Source organism: Pseudomonas brassicae, assembly GCF_010671725.1.
Lineage (GTDB): Bacteria > Pseudomonadota > Gammaproteobacteria > Pseudomonadales > Pseudomonadaceae > Aquipseudomonas > Aquipseudomonas brassicae.
This window is the reverse complement of record NZ_JAAHBU010000128.1, coordinates 14,821-36,638: the sequence shown is the minus strand read 5'-3', so window position 1 is coordinate 36,638 and position 21,818 is coordinate 14,821. Positions and strand designations below refer to the sequence as shown.

The following is a 21,818-nucleotide window of genomic DNA, read 5'->3' as shown; positions in this document are numbered from 1 at the left end:
GGGGCAAGCAAACGCCGCAGCACAGTCTGCGGCGTTTTTTTTGTGCGGGCGTATCTACCGCTCTACGAAGCCGGCCTCCAGGCCATGCACTTCAACGCCTGTGGCGACTGCCTGACCCACGGTCACTGGCACCTCGCGTGCCGGCTGTTGCAGTGTCGGGCGAAAGCGCACCACCGTCTGGCCCGCAGCGTCACGGCGTAGCGCACTGGGCGGTACCGCGATTGCTTGCGCGTTTCGATAGGTGATGACTGCCAGTCGGGCGCTCATGCCCAGGCGAATGCGTTGACGTTGCTGTGGATCAGGCACGTCGATGGCTACCAGCACATCGTAGGTCGCCCCGGCCCCTGGTGTATCAGCGGCATGTCCCTGTACACCGATGGCTTCGATGCGCCCCGACAGGGTAAGCCCTGCAAATCCATCTCCGCTCACGCTGACCTGCTGGCCCAGGCCAAGCTGATGCAGGTCGACCTCATCGACCTGTGCACTGGCCTGCAACTGCTCGTGATTGACCAGTTCGTACAGCGGTGTGCCCTGCGTTACCCGGGCGCCTACCTGGACCTTTACGGTGGCGGCTTCGTTGCTGCGCGTGGCGGGGCGAATGGCTACGCCGGCAAACGGTGCGACAATTTCCCGCATCGAGTGCATGTGCGACAGCGACTGATGGCGAGCCTGGGCATTGGCAAGTTCCATATCGGCAATTTCGCGGTACTCGCCGCGGCCTTTTGCCTCGGTCTCGGCCAGCTCCGATCTGGCTGCCTGCAGGTCTAGACGCTGCATTTTCAATTGCTGTTGCAGTGCATCCACCTCCATCCGGGCGACGATGCCGCGGGCCAGCAGGGCACGGGTATCGGCCAGCTTGGACTCGGTATCGCTGAGGCTGAGCTGGGCAGTGCTCAGCGTGCGCCGGCCTCTTGCTACCTCCGGGCCGTGCGCCCAGTTCTGCAGTTCCTGAACGGTGCGTCGGGCCTTGAGCAGGTCGGCAAGGGCCTGGCGCAGTTCTATATCCAGTTGTGTGGTATCCAGCGTGAGCAAGCGCTGAGCGCGTTCCACCTGTTGTCCCGGCGTGACATTCAGTTCTTTGATAACGCCATCGAAGGGGGCAGCAAGGGTCATATGGCTGCTTGCTTCGATACGTCCGACCAGGCCCAGCTGGTTTTCCAGCAGTTGTGGCACAACCGCAACCCAGTTGCCGTCGGCAGTCGATAGCTGCTCGGCGTCAGCGTGCATCATGCGTACCAGCGTCAGGATGCCTAATAGCAGCGCAAGGGCCAGTGCGCCCCAGAGCGTGTAGGTATACCGTTGCGGCGGCTTTGGCGTGGCCTCAGTCATTCAAGGTGATATCCCAGCTGGTCAGTGTCGTACCCAGGGTGTCGTCCAGTTGCGCCTGGGCATTGAGGTAGGCGATCAGTGCATTGAGGCGTGCGCTTTCGGCATCGCGCAGGTCGGCTTCGAAGCTGAGCACCTGAAAGTTGCTGGAACGCCCGACGGTCAGTTTTTCGCGCTCGATCTCCAGTTTGCGCCTGGACAGGTCGCGGGCGCGCTGGGCTATTTCGTACTGACGCCAGCGCGTACCGATGTTGCGTACCGCGTTGCCGACATCCCGCTCGAGCAGTTGGCGAGCCTCGGCCAGGCGCACATCCTGGTTCTTTACCTCGACCTGTGCGCGCACTTCGGCCTGGCGGGTGGACAGGTCACCAATGGGGATCTCGACCTGCAGTCCTACATAGCTTTCCCAGGTGCGCGAGCGGTTCTGCACGCCGCTGTTCCAGGTGCGATCACGAACCTGGTTGGCACCACTGGTCAATGACACATCCCACAGGCGATCGTTGTGAGCGACCAGCAGGTTGATGCGCGCTTGCTCGACGGCGATCAACTGGTTCAGATAACTCGGCTGCAAGGCTTGCGCCTGTAGCAGCGCGTCGTTGGTATCCACCTCGATGCGCTGGGCCTGAAGCTGGTCGGTGGCCTGCACCCGCGCCCGCAGGTCCAAGGCCAGCAGGCGCAGCAGTTCCAGCCGGCTGCTGTCGAGTTGATTGGCAGCTTCCTCGGTTGCCAGTTCCTGAGTCGCCACATCGGCCTCGGTCTGGACGATCTCGAATGCCGCCATGCGCCCGGCTGAAATCATCGCGCGGTTGACCTCCAGCAGTCGCTGCGTGCGTGCCAATGCGTCGTGTGCGATCTGCAACTGTTCCTGGGCGCGCAGCAACTCGTGGTACGCACTGATGATTTGCGTGATGCTTTGGGAGACGCTGCTTTTGAGTGCGAGGCGGTTGGACTGCTCGCTCAGGCGCGCCAGGCTCACCGGCGCGGTGGTGACGTCACGGCCGGCACCGCGTAACAGCGGTTGAATCACGCTGATGCTCGCGCCGTCGTTGCGGTTGCGCCCGGCGGTGTTGGCGATGGTCGCGCGATTGTTCCAGTCCAGGCTGACACGGGTGCCATAAGGTGTCAGCAGGGTGGTTCTGGGGCTGATTTCACCTTGACGGTAGTGATCGTCCTGATTGCGTGCCGCCAGGTAGCGGCTGCTCAGCAGCAGTTTGGGGGTGAAGCGGTCTTCGGCCACGCGCAGGTCGAACTTTTGCGCGATTCGATCCAGGTAGGCGCTACGAATCGTGCGGTTACTACGCAGGCCCAGATAAATGGCATCGCTCAGGCTCAAGTCGATAACCTGCTGATTGAGCGTGATCGCTGCGGTGCCGGGGCGTGTCGCCTGAGACGGTTTGAGCGCAACATCCGCTGCGCTGGCAGTCGTGGCCAGTACCAGCGAGGCGCCGGCCAGCAAGCGCCGCAGAGCCTGTTCAATCATCGCGCAGGGCCTCCACGGGCTGGAGCCGGGCGGCGGCAAGCGCAGGGTGCAGGCCGAAGAACATGCCGATCAGCAGCGAGCTGACAATTCCCAGTGGCAGTGACGGTGCACTCAGTGAGAACGTCCAGCCCGAGACCCATACGAAGGCGTACCCGGCCAGCAGTCCGGCAGCCGCGCCCGCCAGCGCCCCGGTTATGCTCAATACTGCAGCTTCCAGCAGGAACAGCCAGGCAATGTCTTGCGGGCGTGCCCCAAGCGCCATGCGCACGCCGATTTCCCGACGTCGTTCGCTTACGTTCATCAACATCACGTTCATTACGCCCACTCCGCCGACCAGCAGAGAGATGCCGCCAAGGCCAGCCAGCAGATATGAAAAGGTCCTGGCCTGGCTGGCCAGGCCATCCAGCAACTGTTGCGGGATCTGCACCTCCACGTCTCGGCCAGGCGCCAGTGGTGCGAGGTGGCTGCTCAGTGCTCGGGCTGTCTGTGTCAGCCGCTGGGGGTCTTTCGCCCGGGCATGATGCTGCTGGTCTGTGGCATAGGGTCGAGTCGGCGCATGCCATCGATCGCAAGCACGATGGCATCGTCCACGGTCACCGGGAGCAGCGGATTGGCGCCGGCAGGCGCCAGCACACCGACCACCTCGAAAAAATAGTTGCCCAGTTGAATCAGGTTGCCCAGCGTGACGGGGCGGCCCTCGCGACCCAGGACGCGCGCAGTGTTGGCGCCGAGCACCGCATAGGTCGTATGCCCGTCGTAAGGCGACAGGAAACGCCCCTGGTGCAACGACAGGCCGAGGGCCGGTGCGAGGTCGCTGGTGCTGCCCACAACCGTGACGCTCTCGGCGTGCCCGGCAAATCGCGCCGTCGTCGAGTAGAGCGAAAGAGGGGCTGCGTGCAGCAGGTCGGGGATCGACGCCATCAGTGCGGTGCTGTCCAGCGGGGGCGCGGCCCTCCCCGAATGGGGCTGCGATGCCGGCGTGAAGCGCACGACCAGTATGTCGCTACCCAGGCCGCGAAACATGCTGACGGCCTCGTTGGCTGCGTTATGCCCGATGTTCAGCAGGGCGACCACCGCAGCGCAGCCTACGGCGATTCCCAGCAGCGCCAGCCAGGCGCGTCGCCCCAGGCGCCGCAGGCTGTCCAGCGGCTCGAGGAAGGTCTGGCCAACACTTAACCCGTAGCGCCCGCTTGCAGCGGTGTCATGCGTCATGCGCAGACAATTCTGTAAGGGTCCCATCTTGTACGCGAATACAGCGCTGCAGGGTGGCGGCCAGTGACGGGTCGTGGGTGACGATGACGAGCGTGACCTGCTGTTCACGGTTGAGCTTGAGCAGCAACTGGAGGATATCCCTGGCCGTGGCACCGTCGAGGTTCCCGGTCGGTTCGTCGGCAAGAATCAGGGAGGGTTTGCCGATCAGCGCGCGGGCAATGGCCACGCGCTGGCGCTGGCCACCAGACAGGTCTGCCGGGCGATATTCGAGCCGGTCGGCCAGGCCTACCTCGGTCAAGCCCTGCACGGCCGCGCGTCGTGCCGCCTGGCGTGAGCTGCCTCGGTACATCAAGGGCAGGGCGACGTTGTCCAGTGCGCTCAGGCGCGGCAACAGGTTGAAACTCTGGAAAACGAAGCCGATGCTGCGGTTTCGCACCTGGGCGCGTTCGGCTGCGCTGGCGCTTGCCATGTCGCGGCCGTCTATCCAGAGCCGGCCGGCGCTTGGGCGGTCAAGCAACCCCAGCAGGTTGAGCAAGGTGCTCTTGCCTGAACCCGAGGTGCCAAGAATCGCGCAGCTCTCTGCGCGCCGAATCGCCAGCGATACATTGCTCAACACCGGTTGCAGGCGATTGCCCATGGGGTATGAACGTGCGATACCGTCCAGTTCGATCAAGAACTCGTTGTCCCTCACTACCAGCCTCTTTTTCTCATGAGGTGCCCTTACAGTGGGCAATATCAGCCTGTCGGCGATGCGCGATAATGCCGATGGGGCAAGGTGTGGGCAAGGCGTCGTGCAAGCAGATAACCAAAATGCCCCGAATCAGTGGATGCGGGGCATTCGTCACGACGTGACACCGAAGGTGAAGGGGTCACGCGCCGGTATCAACGGCCTTGTAGCGGTGTGGCGTGGTATCAGGTCCCCGGGATGGTGAACAGGGTGATACGACCCTCCATGCGCCAGTTGCGCAGTTCGGTGGTGCCGGTGTTGACGATGCGGTAGCGGTACTCACCTTTCTCGCTAGGGTAGAACGAGCGGTTCACGCTCGAAGCACCGTTGCTCACGGTCGAAGAGACGATTTTCCATGACCCTCTGACGTTCTGCTCGATGTAGTGAGTCAGTACGGTGGTGGGCTTGTTGCCAGACAGGTCCTGGAAGGTGAATGTCTGTGGGCCCAGGCAAGAGACATTGAAAGGGCCGTAGACGTTGGTCTGTTGCCCGCTCGTCAGCATGCCGCCGCTGCTGGAAACGTTCAAGTTTGCGCAGGCCGCCAGGGCGTTCTGCCCAAAGGCCATCGTGGCTGCAAGCGCCAGAAATGCGCAGGGTTTTTTCAGCATATCCATGCTTCCTGATCAATGAAGGGTGTTGTGCCCGTTCGGCCAGTAGGTCCGAACTGGCATAAACATGTTCATACAAGAAAACCGATGATGTCAAATTGATATCGTTTTGATTCTTATTGTACTCAGGGGGCCGTGCGCTGAGAAATGTGGGGCTGACGACGTTTGAAGCGTTGCGTGCAACGCCAGGTGAGGGCGCGGCAGTGCGTTTTTTCTGACGTCAAGGCCCCGTGTTTGTTGGGGTGGCAGGGTGCCATTAAAAAATTTCCCAAAAACCGCTAAAGCAACTTGCATCACCGACGATAACCATTACGAAGGTTCTCTAGGCCACACCCGGCGGTTGCCAGGGCCGGAAGCCGCAATACCCACAAACGAGGAATTCGTCATGGCATTAACCGTAAACACCAACGTCGCTTCGCTGAACGTTCAGAAAAACCTGGGCCGAGCTTCCGACGCTCTGAGCACCTCGATGACTCGTCTGTCTTCCGGCCTGAAAATCAACAGCGCAAAAGACGACGCCGCTGGCCTGCAGATCGCTACCCGCATGACCTCGCAAATCCGTGGTCAGACCATGGCTATCAAAAACGCCAACGACGGTATCTCGATCGCCCAGACCGCTGAAGGCGCGATGGATGAGCAGACCAACCTGCTGCAGCGTATGCGTGAACTGGCTGTTCAGGCTCGAAACGGTAACAATACCGAGGAGAACCGGACTGCACTGAACAACGAATTCGCCAAGATGTCGGACGAAATCGACCGTATCGCCAAATCCACCCAGTTGAACGGCAAGAACCTGCTGGACGGCTCGGCTGGCGAACTGACCTTCCAGGTCGGCTCCAACACTGGCGCCAACAACCAGATCACCATCGACCTGACCACTGCTGTCGACGCTGCTACCCTGAGCGTTGGTTCGGGTACCATCGCCATCACTGGTGCTGACACCGACATCGAAGCCAACTTCACTGCCGCTGTCGATGCAATCGATGCTGCAATCGCTGCAATCACCAGCAACCGTGCAGAGCTGGGTGCCGCTCAGAACCGTCTGACCAGCACCATCTCCAACCTGCAGAACATCAACGAGAACGCCAGCGCCGCTCTGGGTCGTGTACAAGACACCGACTTCGCTGCCGAGACTGCTCAGCTGACCAAGCAGCAAACTCTGCAACAAGCGTCGACTTCGGTTCTGGCCCAGGCCAACCAACTGCCATCCGCCGTACTGAAACTGCTTCAGTAATCGGTTGATGGTAACTGGCGGGGGAGTGCACCAGTGGTGCTCCCCCGCCTTTTGCATTGAGAGGTGGTTGGCATGGATATGAGCGTAAAGCTGAGCCTGTCTTACCCGGCCGCGAAACCGGTCGAACAGCCCACCGAACGCCCGACGGTCAAGCCCGTTGAGGTCGTCGAGGCGACCGCACCGTCCAAGGCGTCACGCGATGACGGAATGTCCGAAGTCGAGAAGGTGAAAAGCGCTGTCCAGGAGATCGAGAAATTCCTGGCCTCGTCGCGACGTAACCTTGAGTTTTCCACGGACGAAGAGTCCGGCAGAATTGTAGTAAGAGTCATCGCCAGCGAGAGTGGTGAGTTGATCCGCCAGCTTCCATCGGAAGAGGCGTTGAAGATCGCTCACAGCCTGAGTGATGTGAACAGCCTGCTGTTCGATGCCAAGGTCTGAGATTGGGGTGTAGGCAGCACGTTCGCTAGTCTTGTCGGGCTAGGGGGCAGGGCGCAATCAGGAGGGAATGCAGATGGCAAGTCCGATTTTACCCAGTACCGGTCTAGGTTCCGGGGTCAACATCAACAAGATTGTCGAGACGTTGGTTGAGGCCGATACCGGTGCCAAGGCTAACCAGATCAAGCGCCAGACGGCCAACAACACGGCCATGCTGTCTGGTGTTTCATCGCTCAAGGGCGCCCTGTCCGCTTATCAGGCGGCCATGAAGAAGCTCAACAATCCGGATGCGCCAGCGTTCAATGCTTACACTGCAACCTCCAACAACGACACCTCCATCAAGGCCACGTCCAACAACACGGCGGTGCCGGGATCTTATCGTGTCGTGGTCGACAGCCTGGCGACCTCGTCCAAAGTCGCCAGCCAGAAATTTGTCGGCGGTGCGACTAGCACTATTCCACCAGGCGATCTGACCATCGAGCAAGGTGGTGAGGTGTATACCGTCACCATCGGCGATGACGCGACCCTGCAGTCGGTTCGTGACAGCATCAACGAGAAGTTGAGCGACAAGGGTATCAGCGCCAACATCATCAACGGTGAGGGTGGTGCACGTCTGGTATTCAGTTCGACCGCCACCGGTGAAAACACGGATATTTCTGTTGACGGCATTGACGAGCTGAAAATCGACGGCAAGTCAGCAATGGTCGGTGATGGCGCAGGCTTCATCGAGGCGAAGGCAGCAAACGCCTCGCTGACGATTGACGGCGTAAAAGTTTCCAGCAAGACCAATACGGTCGAAAACGCCATCAGTGGCATAACCCTGGACTTGTTGAAGCTCGATGGTGCCAGTGCTAGCGCAACCATTACGGTGGGGGCGAACAAGGACGGGCTTAAAGCCTCGATTCAGGCGTATGTCGATGCCTACAACACTCTCGTCAAGACGGTCAACAATCTGACCGCGGTCACCAAGGACGAGAACGACAACAACGTTCTGGGCCCTCTCTCTGGCGATGCCACGACCCGCTCCATGTTGGCGGACCTGCGTACCCAGTTGTCTACTGTAGGGTCCGGGGATCGGCTGACTACCTTGAGCCAGCTGGGGATCAACACCGTTCGCGAAAATGGCACGCTGGAGTTCAATTCCACCAAGTTCGATGCGGCAATGAAGGACAAGAATCTCGGTCCTGAGGTTCAGGAGCTGTTCACGGGGACCAATGGTGTCTTCGAGCGGATGAACAAGGCCGTCGAACCCTACATCAGCTCGGGTGGTATTCTCGATCAGCGCAACGCCAGCCTGGGCAAGTTGCAGAAGCAACTGAGTGATCAGCAATTGGCGCTTGATCGTCGAATCACCACATTGACCGCATCGCTGAGCAAGCGCTATGTGGCGATGGACACGCTGGTAGGCAAGCTTGAGGCCCAGCGCAAAAACATCACCTCGATGTTCTCGGCGCTTGAGGCTCAGCAGAAAAACTCCTGATACAGCCTTTGCCAGAAGCCCGGCAGTACCCTTATAGGGGCTCCGGGCTTTTCGCTTTGCAGCGCTAAAGTTTTTTGACGCGCAGGCGATACAGGCGGTATATGAACCATTTAGTTGTTACGAGGTAGAACATGAATCCTATGTTGGCCCTTCGGCAATACCAGAAAGTCAACGGTGTGGCCCAGACCTCCGAGGCCAGCCCGCACCGCCTGGTACAGATGCTGATGCAAGGTGCCTGGACCGTATTGCCCAGGCCAAGGGCGCTATCGCACGCAACGATGTTGCGCAGAAGGGTATCCTGATCAGCAAGGCCATCGGCATCATCGGTGGCCTGCGCGAGGGTCTGGATCTGGAGAATCAGCCTACCGCCGTGGCTGACATCGATGCGCTTTACGCCTACATGAGCAAGCGCCTGGTCGAGGCCAACGTGCAGAACGACCCAGAGATCCTCAATGAGGTCGCACGCCTGCTGATTACCGTGAAGGAAGGTTGGGATGCGATCGGTGATCAGGCTGTCGACGCCTAGGAGAACACCATGAGTGCCGTGCTCGAGCGTATCGAACAAACCCGTGAGGCCTTGCTTGGGGCGCTGGCCAGTCGCGACTGGGAGACCATCACCGAGCTCGACCTGAGCTGCCGCGTTTGCGTCGAGGACGTATTGGCCGAGGCGACGGCCAACGAGCAGGGCGTGCGCAGTAGCCTGGAAGAATTGCTCGACGTTTACCGCCAACTAATTGATGTTGCAAGCGGTGAGCGTCAAACAATAGTCGACGAGATGACACAGATCCGCCAAGCGAAAAACGCCGCAAAGGTATACCATCTGTTCAGCTGACGCTGGACGGTTCGAAAAAGCAGTGCGCCATAAATTTGACTGTGTACGGTTTTTTGACTTAACTAGTGGCTGTATTCTAATTTCAGACGTCCGAACACTGACCGTTCAGTCGGAATGATGTCGAGCATGCCCTTGATGGGTGTCGAGTTGACTAGGGAAGTTGCTATTGCATGTGGCGTGAAACCAAAATTCTCCTGATCGATGACGATAACGCTCGCCGCCGAGACCTGGCGGTGGTGTTGAATTTTCTCGGCGAAGAAAATCTGCCCTGCTCGAGCCTGGATTGGCAGCAGGTTGTGCAATCGTTGTCATCCAGTCGTGAAGTGCTCTGTGTCCTGATCGGGACCGTGAATGCTCCGGCAAGTCTGTTGGGCTTGCTTAAGACCGTGGCTGCCTGGGATGAGTTCCTTCCGGTGCTGCTTTTGGGTGAAATTTCTTCCCTTGAGCTGCCGGATGACCTGCGTCGCCGGGTGCTGTCCAACCTGGAGATGCCGCCCAGCTACAGCAAGCTGCTCGACTCGCTGCACCGTGCGCAGGTGTACCGCGAGATGTACGACCAGGCGCGCGAGCGTGGCCGTCAGCGCGAACCCAACCTGTTCCGCAGCCTGGTCGGTACCAGCCGTGCCATCCAGCATGTGCGCCAGATGATGCAGCAGGTGGCCGATACCGACGCCAGTGTGCTGATTCTCGGTGAGTCGGGTACCGGCAAAGAGGTGGTTGCGCGCAACCTGCATTACCATTCCAAGCGCCGCGAAGCGCCGTTCGTGCCGGTCAACTGCGGGGCGATCCCGGCCGAGTTGCTCGAAAGTGAACTGTTCGGGCACGAGAAGGGCGCGTTCACCGGTGCAATCACCAGCCGTGCCGGGCGCTTCGAGCTGGCCAACGGCGGTACGCTGTTCCTCGACGAAATCGGCGACATGCCGCTGCCGATGCAGGTCAAGTTGCTGCGCGTATTGCAGGAGCGTACCTTCGAGCGCGTGGGCAGCAACAAGACCCAGAGCGTCGATGTACGCATCATCGCCGCCACCCACAAGAACCTCGAAAGCATGATCGAGGTGGGTACCTTCCGCGAAGACCTGTATTACCGCCTTAACGTATTCCCCATCGAGATGGCTCCCCTGCGCGAGCGCGTCGAGGACATCCCGCTGCTGATGAACGAGCTGATCTCGCGCATGGAACACGAAAAGCGCGGTTCGATCCGCTTCAATTCGGCGGCAATCATGTCGCTGTGCCGGCATGGCTGGCCGGGTAACGTGCGTGAACTGGCCAACCTGGTGGAGCGTATGGCGATCATGCACCCCTACGGTGTGATCGGCGTGTCCGAGTTGCCGAAGAAATTCCGCTATGTGGATGACGAAGACGAGCAGTTGGTCGACAGTCTGCGCTCCGACCTTGAAGAGCGCGTCGCCATCAATGGCCACACCCCGAGTTTCAATAACCATGCCATGCTCCCGCCCGAGGGGCTTGACCTCAAGGACTACCTGGGCAGCCTGGAGCAGGGCCTTATCCAGCAGGCGCTGGATGATGCCAACGGTATCGTGGCGCGCGCCGCAGAGCGCCTGCGCATTCGCCGCACCACCCTGGTGGAAAAGATGCGCAAGTACGGCATGAGCCGTCGCGACGGAGATGAACAGGCGGAGGATTGACGCCTGCTGGCGCTCGGCAGGTTTCAGTGCAGGCCTGCCGGGCGCTATATCCTTGTTTTTTGCAGGGCTGTAACGCCTGCCCCAGCTGGCTTTTGCCTTGCCCTCGAGGTTTGCCTGGATCGCGCTCGAAAGTATCCGGCACGTCTATTGCTATAACGCTGGCAACATACCGTTTTATGACGGTGAGCCACGCGAGAGAGCACCATGCCCCACGCCGCCCACACCCCCGTCGCCGAGCCTCGGCACTCCGATGCCGTCGAGCTGCAAGGCCGGCAAGGCCTGGAACAGGCATTTGCCCTGTTCGACCAGGTGTCGACGCAGCTCAGTCAGTCCTACAATCTGCTTGAGGCCCGGGTTACCGAGCTCAAGGGCGAATTGGCGGTGGTCAGCGCACAGCGCATGGCAGAGCTGGCCGAGAAGGAGCGGCTGGCCAATCGGTTGCAGAACCTGCTGGCACTGCTGCCGGGCGGGGTCATCGTGATCGATGGCCAGGGCAAGGTGCGCGAGGCCAACCCGGCCGCCTGCGAGCTGCTCGGTACCCCGCTGCTGGGTGAGCTGTGGCGCCATGTGATCGCCCGCAGCTTCGCGCCGCGTGAAGATGACGGCCATGAAGTGTCGTTGCGTGATGGTCGTCGACTGTCGATCGCCACGCGCTCGCTGGATGCCGAGCCGGGGCAGTTGGTGCTGTTGACCGACCTTACCGAAACCCGCCACCTGCAGAGTCAGTTGGCGCGTCATGAGCGCCTGTCGACCCTTGGGCGCATGGTTGCTTCGCTTGCCCACCAAATTCGTACGCCGCTGTCGGCGGCCTTGCTGTACGCCAGTCACCTGGCCGAACAGCGCTTGCCGCTGGAAACCCAGCAACGCTTTGCTGGCAGCCTCAAGGAGCGTCTGCATGAACTGGAGCACCAGGTGCGTGACATGCTGGTATTTGCGCGTGGCGAGTTGCCGCTGACCGATCGCGTCACGCCCAAGGCCTTGTTTCAGGCCTTGCAGCAAGCCGCGCAGGTTCATGTGCAAGGCCATGCGATACGCTGGCAGTGCGACAGCCACCTGGGCGAGTTGCTGTGCAATCGCGATACGCTGGTGGGGGCGCTGCTCAATCTGATCGAGAATGCCCTGCAGGCTGCGCCAGAGTGTGCACGCCTCAAGGTGCACCTGTACCGGCGTGAGCAAAGCCTGCGCCTGTGCATCAGTGATGCCGGGCCGGGTATCGAACCCGCCTTGCTGGCGCGCCTGGGTGAGCCCTTCCTGACCACCAAGGCCACCGGTACCGGGTTGGGCCTGGCTGTGGTCATGGCGGTTGCACGTGCGCACCAGGGGCGCGTGCAGTTGCGCTCGCGTGTCGGGCGCGGCACCTGTGTGCTGGTGACCTTGCCGCTGATCGATGCGCTCGCGCAGGCCGGCGCATGAGTGCGATCAAGGTTCTGCTGGTCGAGGACGACCGTGCGCTGCGTCAGGCGCTGGCCGACACCCTTGAACTGGGCGGCTTCGCCTACCAGGCGGTGGGCTCGGCCGAAGAGGCGCTTGACGCCGCCGGGCGTCAGGGTTTCAGCCTGGTGGTCAGTGATGTGAACATGCCGGGCATGGACGGTCACCAGTTGCTCGCCGCGCTGCGCGCGCGCCAGCCGCAGTTGCCGGTGCTGCTGATGACTGCGCATGCGGCGGTGGAACGGGCCGTGGAGGCGATGCGCCAGGGCGCGGCGGACTACCTGGTCAAGCCTTTCGAGCCGCGGGCGCTGCTGGACCTGGTGGCGCGGCATGCGCTGGGGGTGGCCAGTGGTGCCGATGCCGACGGTCCGGTGGCGCGCGAGCCTGCCAGTGCGCAATTGCTTGAGTTGGCCGCACGGGTGGCGCGCAGCGATTCCACGGTGCTGATTTCTGGCGAGTCGGGCACGGGCAAGGAGGTGCTGGCGCGTTACATCCACCAGCAGTCCCTGCGCGCCAGCCAGCCGTTTGTGGCGATCAACTGCGCGGCGATTCCCGACAACATGCTCGAGGCGACCCTGTTCGGGCACGAAAAAGGTTCTTTCACCGGCGCAATTGCTGCACAGGCGGGCAAGTTCGAGCAGGCCGACGGCGGCACGCTGTTGCTCGACGAGATTTCCGAGATGCCGCTCGGGCTGCAGGCCAAGCTGCTGCGCGTGCTACAGGAGCGGGAGGTGGAGCGTGTGGGTGGGCGCAAGCCGATCGCGCTGGACATTCGCGTAGTCGCCACCACCAACCGCGACCTTGCCGGTGAAGTGGCCGCGGGGCGTTTTCGCGAAGACCTGTACTATCGGTTGTCGGTGTTCCCGCTGGCCTGGCGACCGTTGCGCGAGCGCAGCGCCGATATTCTGCCGCTGGCCGAACGCTTGCTGGCGCGCCACGTCAATAAAATGAAGCATGCGCCGGTACGGCTGTCGGCGCAGGCGCAGGCGTGCCTGACCGGCTACCCCTGGCCGGGCAACGTGCGGGAGCTGGACAACGCCATCCAGCGGGCGCTGATCCTGCAGCAGGGGGGGGTCATCGAAGCGGCGGATTTCTGCCTGGCCGGTGTGCTGCCCCTGCAGGTCCCGCGTGTCGTCGAGCCGGCGCTGCCCGCTGGCGAAGCCGCAGAGCCTGCCGGTCTGGGCGATGATTTGCGCCGGCATGAGTTCCAGATGATCATCGACACCTTGCGTGCCGAGCGTGGCCGGCGCAAGGAGGCTGCCGAGCGTCTTGGCATCAGTCCGCGTACCTTGCGCTACAAGCTGGCGCAGATGCGCGATGCCGGGCTGGACGTCGAGGCGAGTCTTTACGCCAGCGGTCTCTGAGCCGCCGTTGTTCGGTTTTTTGTTGGGCAACAGGGTAGAGCTGGCACTCTTGTTGCTAAGTTCTGCCTGTCCGCTGCGTAGTGTCAAAAAAATGCGGGTCGCCGGAGAAGAGAGTCCATGAGCCAAGGTGTTGAATTTAATCGATTGATGTTGGACATGCGGGCCATGCAGATGGACGCCATGTCGATGTCGAAGGCTGCCCCTGCGCCAGAGCTTGGCCAGAGTGGTTTTGCCGACATGCTTGGCCAGGCCATCAACAAGGTCAGCGATACCCAGCAGGCCTCGAGTCAGCTGGCCAACGCCTTCGAGATCGGCAAGAGCGGCGTCGACCTCACCGACGTGATGATCGCCTCGCAGAAGGCCAGTGTGTCGTTCCAGGCCTTGACCCAGGTGCGCAACAAACTGGTTCAGGCGTATCAAGACATCATGCAGATGCCGGTATAAGGGCGAGATTGAGTCATGGCCGAAGCAGTCGTCGATAACGTGCCCGCCAAAGGTAGCCTGGCCCCCAAGCCGCCGCTGTTCGGCATGTCCTTTCTGGAAAACATTGCGCAGATGCCGATGCTGCGTCAGGTCGGCCTGCTGGTCGGGTTGGCGGCAAGCGTGGCGATCGGTTTTGCCGTGGTGCTCTGGTCGCAGCAGCCCGATTACCGTCCGCTGTACGCAAGCCTCGCGGGCATGGACACCAAGCAGGTCATGGATACCCTGGCCGCTGCCGATATCCCCTACAACGTCGAGCCCAACTCCGGTGCCTTGCTGGTCAAGTCCGAAGACCTTTCCCGTGCACGCCTGAAACTCGCCGCCGCGGGTGTGGCGCCGGGTGACGGCAATGTCGGCTTCGAGATTCTCGACAAGGAGCAGGGCCTGGGTACCAGCCAGTTCATGGAAGCCACGCGTTATCGTCGCGGCCTGGAAGGCGAACTGGCACGTACCATCTCCAGCCTCAACAATGTCAAGGGTGCCCGCGTGCACCTGGCCATTCCGAAAAGCTCGGTGTTCGTGCGTGACGAACGCAAGCCAAGCGCCTCGGTACTGGTCGAACTGTATTCCGGCCGTTCGCTCGAGCCAGGTCAGGTGATGGCGATCGTCAATCTGGTGGCGGCCAGCGTCCCGGAGCTGAACAAGGGCCAGGTCACCGTCGTCGACCAGAAGGGCAACCTGCTCTCCGACCAGGGCGAGAACTCCGAGCTGAGCATGGCCGGCAAGCAGTTCGACTACAGCCGCCGCATGGAAGGCATGCTCACCCAGCGTGTGCACAATATCCTGCTGCCGGTGCTCGGCAACGATCGCTACAAGGCTGAAGTATCGGCCGACGTCGACTTCAGTGCGGTCGAATCCACCTCCGAGCAATTCAACCCTGACCAGCCTGCCTTGCGCAGCGAGCAGTCGGTCAACGAACAGCGCTCCAGCAGCATGGGCCCGCAAGGCGTGCCTGGTGCTCTGAGTAACCAGCCGCCCGGCCCGGCTACTGCGCCACAGCAAACCGGCCAGGCCCAGGCGGCGGCCGGCATGATTCAGCCAGGCCAGCCCCTGCTGGATGCCAATGGCCAGCAGATCATGGACCCGGCGACTGGCCAGCCCATGCTGGCGCCGTACCCGGCCGACAAGCGCGAGCAATCGACCAAGAACTTCGAACTGGACCGTTCGATCAGCCATACCCGTCAGCAACAGGGCCGCCTGAGCCGTCTGTCGGTGGCGGTAGTGGTAGATGACCAGGTCAAGCTGGATGCTGCAACGGGTGAGTCTACGCGTGCGCCGTGGGGTGCCGAAGACCTGGCCCGCTTCACCCGTCTGGTGCAGGACGCGGTAGGCTTCGATGCCAGTCGCGGAGACAGCGTCAGTGTGATCAACGTGCCGTTTGCTGCCGACCGTGGCGAAGTGTTCACCGAGATCCCGTTCTATCAGCAGCCGTGGTTCTGGGACATCATCAAGCAAGTGCTGGGTGTGGTGTTCATCCTGGTGCTGGTATTCGGCGTGTTGCGCCCGGTACTCAACAACATCACTGGCAACGGCAGGCAGGGCGCCGGTGCCGATGGCGACATGGAACTGGGCGGCATGCTCGGTCTGGATGGCGATCTGGCCAACGACCGCGTGAGCCTGGGTGGTCCGCAGAGCATTCTGTTGCCCAGCCCTAGTGAGGGCTACGACGCTCAACTGAACGCAATCAAGAGCCTGGTGGCCGAAGACCCGGGTCGTGTGGCTCAGGTCGTGAAAGAGTGGATCAACGCCGATGAGTGACAATCGAGCCCTTACCGCCAAACTGACCCGTGTCGACAAGGCAGCCATCCTGCTATTGTCGCTGGGTGAAACCGACGCGGCGCAAGTGTTGCGCCACATGGGCCCCAAGGAAGTGCAGCGGGTCGGCGTAGCCATGGCGCAGATGGGCAACGTCCATCGCGAACAGGTCGAGCAGGTGATGAGCGAGTTCGTCGAGATCGTCGGCGACCAGACCAGCCTGGGCGTCGGTTCCGACGGCTACATTCGCAAGATGCTGACTGCCGCCCTGGGCGAAGACAAGGCCAACGGCCTGATCGACCGCATCCTGCTGGGTGGCAACACCAGCGGCCTCGACAGCCTCAAGTGGATGGAACCGCGTGCGGTGGCGGACGTGATCCGTTACGAGCACCCGCAGATCCAGGCGATCGTGGTGGCCTACCTCGACCCCGATCAGGCAGGCGAGGTGCTGGGCAATTTCGACCATAAGGTGCGCCTGGACATCATCCTGCGCGTCTCCTCGCTCAATACCGTGCAACCGGCCGCGCTCAAGGAACTGAACCAGATCCTCGAGAAGCAGTTCTCGGGCAACTCCAACGCGGCACGTACCACCCTGGGTGGCATCAAGCGCGCAGCCGACATCATGAACTTCCTCGACAGTTCGGTCGAAGGCCAGTTGATGGACGCGATTCGCGACGTCGACGGCGAGCTGTCCGAGCAGATCGAAGACCTCATGTTCGTGTTCAACAACCTGGCCGACGTCGACGACCGCGGTATCCAGGCACTGTTGCGCGAAGTCTCTTCGGACGTGCTGGTGGTATCGCTCAAGGGCGCCGACGAGAAGGTCAAGGACAAGGTCTTCAAGAACATGTCCAAGCGCGCGTCCGAGCTGCTGCGCGACGACCTGGAGGCCAAAGGGCCGGTGCGCGTCAGCGACGTGGAAACGGCGCAGAAGGAAATCCTCACCATTGCCCGCCGTATGGCCGAGGCCGGCGAGATCGTGCTCGGCGGCAAGGGTGCCGAAGAAATGATCTAGTGCCTGTGCGCCGGCAACCCGGGCTCCCCTGCAGGAGCCCGGGTTGCCGACGCATGCCGCACAGGCTATTTGCCGGTACCTACCTAATTGAACGCGTGGAATCATGTCGACTACCGAGCACTTGAGTGAACTGATCCCCGCCTGCGACGTCGAGGGCTTCGATCGCTGGGCGTTGCCCAGCTTCGACCCGGAGCCCGAGCCGGTCCCGGAGCCTGAGCCCGAAATCATCGAGGAGGTCGAGGAGGTGCCGCTGGAGGAAGTCCAGCCGCTGACCCTCGAAGAGCTCGAAAGTATCCGCCAGGAAGCCTACAACGAAGGCTTTGCCACCGGCGAGCGCGAAGGTTTTCACAGCACCCAGCTCAAGGTCCGCCAGGAAGCCGAAGAGGCGCTTAGTGTCAAGCTGGCAAGCCTTGAGCAACTGATGGGTAACCTGCTCGAACCAATTGCCGAGCAGGACAACCAGATCGAGAAGGCACTGGTACACCTGGTCAGCCGCATCACGCGGGAAGTGATCGGGCGTGAACTGAAAACCGATTCCAGCCAGATCACCCACGTGCTGCGCGAAGCGCTCAAGCTGCTGCCGATGGGCGCTGAAAATATTCGTATCCATGTCAATCCGCAAGACTTCACGCTGGCCAAGGCCTTGCGCGAGCGCCACGAGGAAAACTGGCGCTTGCTCGAAGACGAGGCGCTGCAGCCAGGGGGGTGCCGTATCGAAACCCTGCACAGCCGTATCGATGCCACCGTTGAGACCCGCATCGAGAAGGCCATGGCGCAACTGTTCGACCAGTTGCACGACCAGGGCCTGCATCCTGCCGCGCCTGACCTGCATGTCGAGCTGGATGGCCCCGATGCGCCTTGATCGCACCAGTTTCGGCAAGCGCTGAGTGGCTACGCCGATGCCGTGAGCCTGCCAGCACAGCCGGTGGTGGAAGGGCGCCTGCTACGCATGGTCGGCCTTACCCTCGAGGCCGAGGGCCTGCGCGCTGCCGTGGGCAGCCGCTGCCTGGTGATCAATGACGACAGCTATCACCCGGTGCAGGTCGAAGCCGAGGTCATGGGGTTTTCCGGTGACCGCGTGTTTCTCATGCCGGTGGGCAGCGTGGCCGGCATCGCCCCCGGCGCGCGCGTAGTGCCACTGGCCGAAAGTGGTCGTTTGCCCATGGGCATGAGCATGCTCGGTCGCGTGCTTGACGGCGCTGGGCGCGCACTGGACGGCAAGGGCGGGATGAAGGCCGAGGACTGGGTGCCTATGGATGGCCCGACCATCAACCCGCTCAACCGTGACCCCATCAGCCAGCCGCTGGATGTCGGCATTCGCAGCATCAATGGCTTGTTGACGGTCGGGCGCGGTCAGCGCCTGGGCCTGTTTGCCGGTACCGGGGTGGGCAAGAGTGTGCTGCTGGGCATGATGACCCGCTTCACTGAAGCCGACATCATCGTGGTGGGCCTGATCGGTGAACGGGGGCGTGAGGTGAAGGAGTTCATCGAGCACATTCTCGGGGCCGAAGGCATCAAGCGTTCAGTGGTGGTTGCATCGCCTGCCGATGATGCACCGCTGATGCGTCTGCGCGCCGCCATGTATTGCACGCGCATCGCCGAGTACTTTCGCGACAAGGGTAAGAACGTCCTGCTGCTGATGGATTCGCTGACCCGTTTCGCCCAGGCCCAGCGTGAAATCGCCCTGGCCATTGGCGAGCCGCCGGCCACCAAGGGCTACCCGCCGTCGGTGTTTGCCAAGCTGCCCAAGCTGGTGGAGCGTGCGGGTAACGGCGAAGCCGGAGGGGGGTCGATCACCGCGTTCTATACCGTCCTGTCCGAAGGCGATGACCAGCAGGATCCGATCGCCGACTCGGCGCGGGGCGTGCTGGACGGTCACATCGTGCTGTCGCGGCGCCTGGCCGAAGAAGGCCATTACCCGGCCATCGACATCGAAGCGTCCATCAGCCGGGTCATGCCGCAGGTGGTCAGCCCTGAACAGATGACCCAGGCCCAGCAGTTCAAGCAATTGTGGTCGCGACTGTCGCAAAGCCGTGACCTGATCAGCGTGGGCGCCTACGTCGCCGGTGGCGATCGCGAAACCGACCTTGCGATTGCCTTGCAGCCCAAGCTCGTGCAGTTCCTGCGGCAGGGGTTGAATGAAAATGTCAGCCACGAGCAGAGTCGCGAACAGTTGGCCGGCGTGTTCGCGCCTGCGCCGGCAGGCTGATAGGCCATGGCTCAACCGAGTCGCGCGGCACGCCTGGTGCCGGTGGTGGAAATGGCCGAAGAGGCCGAGCGCAAGGCCGTGCAGCGCCTTGGGCAGTTCCAGCAGCAGGTGAGCATGGCCGAGACCAAATTGCGCGAACTCGACCAGTTTCGCAGCGAGTACCAGAACCAGTGGATGGAAAAGGGCGGGCAAGGCGTCTCCGGTAGCTGGCTCATGGGTTATCAGCGCTTTCTCAGCCAACTGGACACGGCCGTCGCCCAACAGCAGCAGAGCCTGGTGTGGCACCAGACCAACCTCAACAATGCGCGGGCCAACTGGCAGCAGGCCTACGCACGTGTCGAGGGTTTGCGCAAGCTGGTACAGCGCTACATCGATGAGGCCCGGGTGCTTGAAGACAAGCGCGAGCAGAAGCTGCTCGACGAGTTGTCCCAGCGCTTGCCACGGCACGACCGCTTTTAGCGCAAGCGTTGGTCGGCACGGGTTGCCGAGGGGCGGGCGGGCTGCTAAACCTGTTGAGTCTGCAATCGCCATTATCGAAGGAATCGCACACATGGCAGTGAATTCCGAGCTCTCCCAGGATGGGAAGCGGCTGACAATTTGGGTCAAGGGTCGATTCGACTTCGGCAAGCATCAGGAATTTCGCAATTCCTACGAGAGCAGGCCTCATCCCCCACAGTCGGTAGTGGTGGACCTCAAGGAGGCGACGTACCTGGACAGCTCGGCCCTGGGCATGCTGCTGTTGCTGCGTGACCACGTCGGCGGTGATGACTCGCAGATCGAGGTGGTCAACACCAGCTCGGACGTTCGCAAGATCCTCGCCATCTCCAATTTCGACAAGCTGTTCGATATCCGTTGAGCGCGCTCGCGGATGGCCTGCAGCCATTGAGTGTGCTGATTGCCGAGGACGGCGCCGCCGACCGTCTGTTGCTGGCCGGTATCGTGCGCAGGCAGGGGCACTCGGTGATCACCGCCGAGAACGGGGCGCAGGCCGTGGCCCTGTTCGCCGAGCAGCGTCCGCAACTGGTGCTGCTGGATGCCCTGATGCCGGTGATGGACGGTTTCGAAGCGGCGCGCCAGATCAAGGCGATGGCTGGCGAGTCCCTCGTACCGATCATCTTCCTGACTTCCCTGAGTGAAGACGAAGCCCTGGTGCGTTGCCTTGAGGCGGGGGGTGACGACTTTCTGGCCAAGCCTTACCAGCCGATTATCCTGGCCGCCAAAATCAAGGCGATGGACCGCCTGAGGCGCCTGCAGGCTACCGTGCTGGAGCAGCGCGACGAAATTGCGCGTCACCATGGTCACCTACTCAACGAGCAGCGTGTGGCCAAGGCAGTGTTCGACCAGGTGGCGCACGCGGGCTGCCTGAGTGCGCCAAATATCCGCTACCTGCAATCCCCTTATGCGCTGTTCAATGGCGACCTGCTGCTGGCCGCGTTCACGCCAACGGGCGAGATGCACGTGCTGCTCGGTGACTTTACCGGCCACGGGCTGCCGGCGGCGGTCGGCGCCATGCCGTTGGCGGAGGTGTTCTACGGCATGACCGCCAAGGGCTACGGCCTGGCCGAAACCCTTCGCGAGATGAATGCCAAGCTCAAGCGCATCCTGCCGGTCGACATGTTTTGCTGCGCCATGATGCTCAACCTGAGTTTCGAGCGCCGCCTGGTCGAGGTGTGGAACGGTGGCATGCCCGATGGCTACCTGCTGCCCGCGGCGGGCGGCGAGCCGCTGCCGCTGGTGTCCCGACACTTGCCGCTGGGGGTGTTGGCGCCCGAGCGCTTCGATGAGCACACCGAGGTACTGCCGCTGGCGTTGGGCGACCGCCTGTTCCTGTTGTCCGATGGCGTGGTGGATACCTGCAATGAAGACGAGCAGTTGTTCGGTGTGGAGCGCCTCAAGCTGGTGTTTGCGCGTAACCGGCTGCCTGAGCGCCTGTTCGAGGATGTTCTACAGGCGCTGGAGGATTTTCGCGGCCAATCCCGCGACGATGTCAGCATGCTGGATATTCTTGTCGTCGCCCCGCAGGTGCTGGCCCCGGCGCCGATGATCTATTCCGACAGTGGGCAGTCGAGCCCGCTGGACTGGTCCATGTCGTTCGAGTTTCGAGCGCAGACACTCAAACGCTTCAACCCCTTGCCTTACCTGGTGCAAGTGCTGCAGGAGGTGCATGGCTTGCGGGCGCAAAGCGGCGCGTTGCATACAGTGCTCAATGAGCTGTATTCCAACGCGCTGGAGCACGGCGTGCTGGGCCTGGACTCAGGCCTCAAGCGCGACGCGCAGGGATTTGCCGCCTATTATCAGGAGCGCAACCAGCGCTTGCAGGCGTTGCAGGCAGGTTACATTCGCTTGCATCTGCACGTGGAACCCTTGCCCGAAGGTGGGCGTCTGGTTATTGAGATCGAAGACAGTGGCAGGGGGTTCGACCTGGGCAAGGTGCTGGCACGGCCGTTGCTGGAGCAACGCTTGTGCGGGCGCGGGCTGAGCCTGATCCGCCGTTTGAGCAGGCATGCCGAATGGGCCGACGAGGGGCGCCGCGCCCGCGTGGAGTTTGCCTGGGAGGCTCTGGCATAATTCAACTTGATCAAGG

19 protein-coding genes and 3 pseudogenes are annotated in these 21,818 nt (G+C 61.9%); 16 read left to right on the top strand and 6 right to left on the bottom strand.

Features of this window, described 5'->3' with window-relative positions; translation table 11 throughout:
* Window positions 1-54 precede the first annotated feature (54 nt).
* The 5 genes and pseudogenes from G3436_RS10655 to G3436_RS10635 form a co-directional block, all read right to left on the bottom strand.
* Window positions 55-1,329, bottom strand: a complete 1,275-nt coding sequence (locus tag G3436_RS10655) for an efflux RND transporter periplasmic adaptor subunit (RefSeq protein WP_163944555.1) — start codon at window positions 1,327-1,329, stop codon at window positions 55-57.
* Window positions 1,322-2,806: a TolC family protein gene (locus G3436_RS10650; RefSeq protein ID WP_163944552.1), complete on the bottom strand. Its 1,485-nt coding sequence runs from the start codon at window positions 2,804-2,806 to the stop codon at window positions 1,322-1,324. The genes G3436_RS10655 and G3436_RS10650 overlap by 8 nt, the downstream gene beginning before the upstream one ends.
* A pseudogene (locus G3436_RS28870) lies at window positions 2,799-4,018 on the bottom strand (ABC transporter permease). The gene G3436_RS10650 and the pseudogene G3436_RS28870 overlap by 8 nt, the downstream one beginning before the upstream one ends.
* A complete protein-coding gene (locus tag G3436_RS10640; protein ID WP_163944579.1) occupies window positions 4,008-4,655 on the bottom strand; it encodes an ABC transporter ATP-binding protein in 648 nt (215 codons plus the stop codon). The pseudogene G3436_RS28870 and the gene G3436_RS10640 overlap by 11 nt, the downstream one beginning before the upstream one ends.
* A gap of 275 nt (window positions 4,656-4,930) precedes the next feature.
* Window positions 4,931-5,353, bottom strand: a complete 423-nt coding sequence (locus G3436_RS10635) for a hypothetical protein (RefSeq protein ID WP_163944549.1) — start codon at window positions 5,351-5,353, stop codon at window positions 4,931-4,933.
* Window positions 5,354-5,738: 385 nt separating this feature from the next.
* Between G3436_RS10635 and G3436_RS10630 the strand changes: the two genes are divergently transcribed.
* From G3436_RS10630 to fliT, 5 genes and pseudogenes are all read left to right on the top strand, one after another.
* Window positions 5,739-6,587: a flagellin domain-containing protein gene (locus tag G3436_RS10630; RefSeq protein ID WP_163944576.1), complete on the top strand. Its 849-nt coding sequence runs from the start codon at window positions 5,739-5,741 to the stop codon at window positions 6,585-6,587.
* A gap of 72 nt (window positions 6,588-6,659) precedes the next feature.
* The gene (locus tag G3436_RS10625) at window positions 6,660-7,025 is read left to right on the top strand and encodes a flagellar protein FlaG (protein WP_163944546.1); all 366 of its coding nucleotides are present in this window, start codon (window positions 6,660-6,662) and stop codon (window positions 7,023-7,025) included.
* 73 nt (window positions 7,026-7,098) lie between these two features.
* Window positions 7,099-8,502, top strand: coding sequence for a flagellar filament capping protein FliD (gene fliD / locus G3436_RS10620; protein WP_163944543.1), 1,404 nt, complete (start codon window positions 7,099-7,101; stop codon window positions 8,500-8,502).
* 131 nt (window positions 8,503-8,633) lie between these two features.
* Window positions 8,634-9,028: pseudogene (gene fliS / locus G3436_RS10615) on the top strand (flagellar export chaperone FliS).
* A 9-nt stretch (window positions 9,029-9,037) separates the two neighbouring features.
* Window positions 9,038-9,334, top strand: a complete 297-nt coding sequence (gene fliT, locus G3436_RS10610) for a flagellar protein FliT (RefSeq protein WP_163944526.1) — start codon at window positions 9,038-9,040, stop codon at window positions 9,332-9,334.
* Between the two features lie 62 nt (window positions 9,335-9,396).
* Here fliT and G3436_RS27540 read toward each other — a convergent pair whose 3' ends face one another.
* Window positions 9,397-9,636, bottom strand: coding sequence for a hypothetical protein (locus G3436_RS27540; protein ID WP_243667103.1), 240 nt, complete (start codon window positions 9,634-9,636; stop codon window positions 9,397-9,399).
* Here G3436_RS27540 and fleQ point away from each other — a divergent pair.
* From fleQ to G3436_RS10555, 11 genes and pseudogenes are all read left to right on the top strand, one after another.
* Complete coding sequence (fleQ, locus tag G3436_RS10605; RefSeq protein ID WP_338001239.1) at window positions 9,523-10,980, top strand: transcriptional regulator FleQ; 1,458 nt, start codon at window positions 9,523-9,525, stop codon at window positions 10,978-10,980. The two genes, G3436_RS27540 and fleQ, sit on opposite strands and share 114 nt — an antisense overlap.
* Window positions 10,981-11,184: 204 nt before the next feature.
* On the top strand, window positions 11,185-12,393 hold the full coding sequence (locus G3436_RS10600; protein ID WP_163944520.1) for a sensor histidine kinase: 1,209 nt from the start codon (window positions 11,185-11,187) through the stop codon (window positions 12,391-12,393).
* Complete coding sequence (locus tag G3436_RS10595) at window positions 12,390-13,775, top strand: sigma-54-dependent transcriptional regulator (protein WP_163944516.1); 1,386 nt, start codon at window positions 12,390-12,392, stop codon at window positions 13,773-13,775. Before G3436_RS10600 ends, G3436_RS10595 begins: the two co-directional genes overlap by 4 nt.
* A 117-nt stretch (window positions 13,776-13,892) precedes the next feature.
* Window positions 13,893-14,219, top strand: coding sequence for a flagellar hook-basal body complex protein FliE (gene fliE, locus G3436_RS10590; RefSeq protein ID WP_163944513.1), 327 nt, complete (start codon window positions 13,893-13,895; stop codon window positions 14,217-14,219).
* A 15-nt stretch (window positions 14,220-14,234) separates the two neighbouring features.
* The gene (gene fliF, locus G3436_RS10585; protein WP_163944511.1) at window positions 14,235-16,013 is read left to right on the top strand and encodes a flagellar basal-body MS-ring/collar protein FliF; all 1,779 of its coding nucleotides are present in this window, start codon (window positions 14,235-14,237) and stop codon (window positions 16,011-16,013) included.
* Window positions 16,006-17,025: a flagellar motor switch protein FliG gene (gene fliG, locus G3436_RS10580; protein WP_163944509.1), complete on the top strand. Its 1,020-nt coding sequence runs from the start codon at window positions 16,006-16,008 to the stop codon at window positions 17,023-17,025. Before fliF ends, fliG begins: the two co-directional genes overlap by 8 nt.
* A gap of 103 nt (window positions 17,026-17,128) precedes the next feature.
* Window positions 17,129-17,887, top strand: coding sequence for a flagellar assembly protein FliH (gene fliH / locus G3436_RS10575; RefSeq protein WP_163944507.1), 759 nt, complete (start codon window positions 17,129-17,131; stop codon window positions 17,885-17,887).
* Window positions 17,877-19,234 (top strand): annotated as a pseudogene (gene fliI / locus G3436_RS10570) (flagellar protein export ATPase FliI). The gene fliH and the pseudogene fliI overlap by 11 nt, the downstream one beginning before the upstream one ends.
* A gap of 6 nt (window positions 19,235-19,240) precedes the next feature.
* Window positions 19,241-19,693 carry a flagellar export protein FliJ gene (gene fliJ, locus G3436_RS10565; protein ID WP_163944505.1) on the top strand — a complete coding sequence of 151 codons (453 nt, stop codon included), beginning with the start codon at window positions 19,241-19,243 and terminating at the stop codon, window positions 19,691-19,693.
* 91 nt (window positions 19,694-19,784) lie between these two features.
* A complete protein-coding gene (locus G3436_RS10560; protein WP_163944503.1) occupies window positions 19,785-20,090 on the top strand; it encodes an STAS domain-containing protein in 306 nt (101 codons plus the stop codon).
* Window positions 20,087-21,802, top strand: a complete 1,716-nt coding sequence (locus G3436_RS10555; protein WP_163944499.1) for an ATP-binding SpoIIE family protein phosphatase — start codon at window positions 20,087-20,089, stop codon at window positions 21,800-21,802. The genes G3436_RS10560 and G3436_RS10555 overlap by 4 nt, the downstream gene beginning before the upstream one ends.
* Window positions 21,803-21,818 lie beyond the last annotated feature (16 nt).

Excerpts from the sequence above, each read along its gene's own strand:
- G3436_RS10655 (WP_163944555.1), bottom strand. The coding sequence starts at position 1,329 with ATGACTGAGGCCACGCCAAAGCCGCCGCAACGGTATACCTACACGCTC.
- G3436_RS10640 (WP_163944579.1), bottom strand. The coding sequence starts at position 4,655 with ATGGGCAATCGCCTGCAACCGGTGTTGAGCAATGTATCGCTGGCGATT.
- G3436_RS10630 (WP_163944576.1), top strand. The coding sequence starts at position 5,739 with ATGGCATTAACCGTAAACACCAACGTCGCTTCGCTGAACGTTCAGAAA.
- G3436_RS10560 (WP_163944503.1), top strand. The coding sequence starts at position 19,785 with ATGGCAGTGAATTCCGAGCTCTCCCAGGATGGGAAGCGGCTGACAATT.
- fliG (WP_163944509.1), top strand. The coding sequence starts at position 16,006 with ATGAGTGACAATCGAGCCCTTACCGCCAAACTGACCCGTGTCGACAAG.
- G3436_RS10650 (WP_163944552.1), bottom strand. The coding sequence starts at position 2,806 with ATGATTGAACAGGCTCTGCGGCGCTTGCTGGCCGGCGCCTCGCTGGTA.
- fliD (WP_163944543.1), top strand. The coding sequence starts at position 7,099 with ATGGCAAGTCCGATTTTACCCAGTACCGGTCTAGGTTCCGGGGTCAAC.
- fliF (WP_163944511.1), top strand. The coding sequence starts at position 14,235 with ATGGCCGAAGCAGTCGTCGATAACGTGCCCGCCAAAGGTAGCCTGGCC.
- G3436_RS10600 (WP_163944520.1), top strand. The coding sequence starts at position 11,185 with ATGCCCCACGCCGCCCACACCCCCGTCGCCGAGCCTCGGCACTCCGAT.
- G3436_RS10635 (WP_163944549.1), bottom strand. The coding sequence starts at position 5,353 with ATGCTGAAAAAACCCTGCGCATTTCTGGCGCTTGCAGCCACGATGGCC.
- fliT (WP_163944526.1), top strand. The coding sequence starts at position 9,038 with ATGAGTGCCGTGCTCGAGCGTATCGAACAAACCCGTGAGGCCTTGCTT.
- G3436_RS10595 (WP_163944516.1), top strand. The coding sequence starts at position 12,390 with ATGAGTGCGATCAAGGTTCTGCTGGTCGAGGACGACCGTGCGCTGCGT.
- fliH (WP_163944507.1), top strand. The coding sequence starts at position 17,129 with ATGTCGACTACCGAGCACTTGAGTGAACTGATCCCCGCCTGCGACGTC.
- fliE (WP_163944513.1), top strand. The coding sequence starts at position 13,893 with ATGAGCCAAGGTGTTGAATTTAATCGATTGATGTTGGACATGCGGGCC.
- G3436_RS10625 (WP_163944546.1), top strand. The coding sequence starts at position 6,660 with ATGGATATGAGCGTAAAGCTGAGCCTGTCTTACCCGGCCGCGAAACCG.
- fliJ (WP_163944505.1), top strand. The coding sequence starts at position 19,241 with ATGGCTCAACCGAGTCGCGCGGCACGCCTGGTGCCGGTGGTGGAAATG.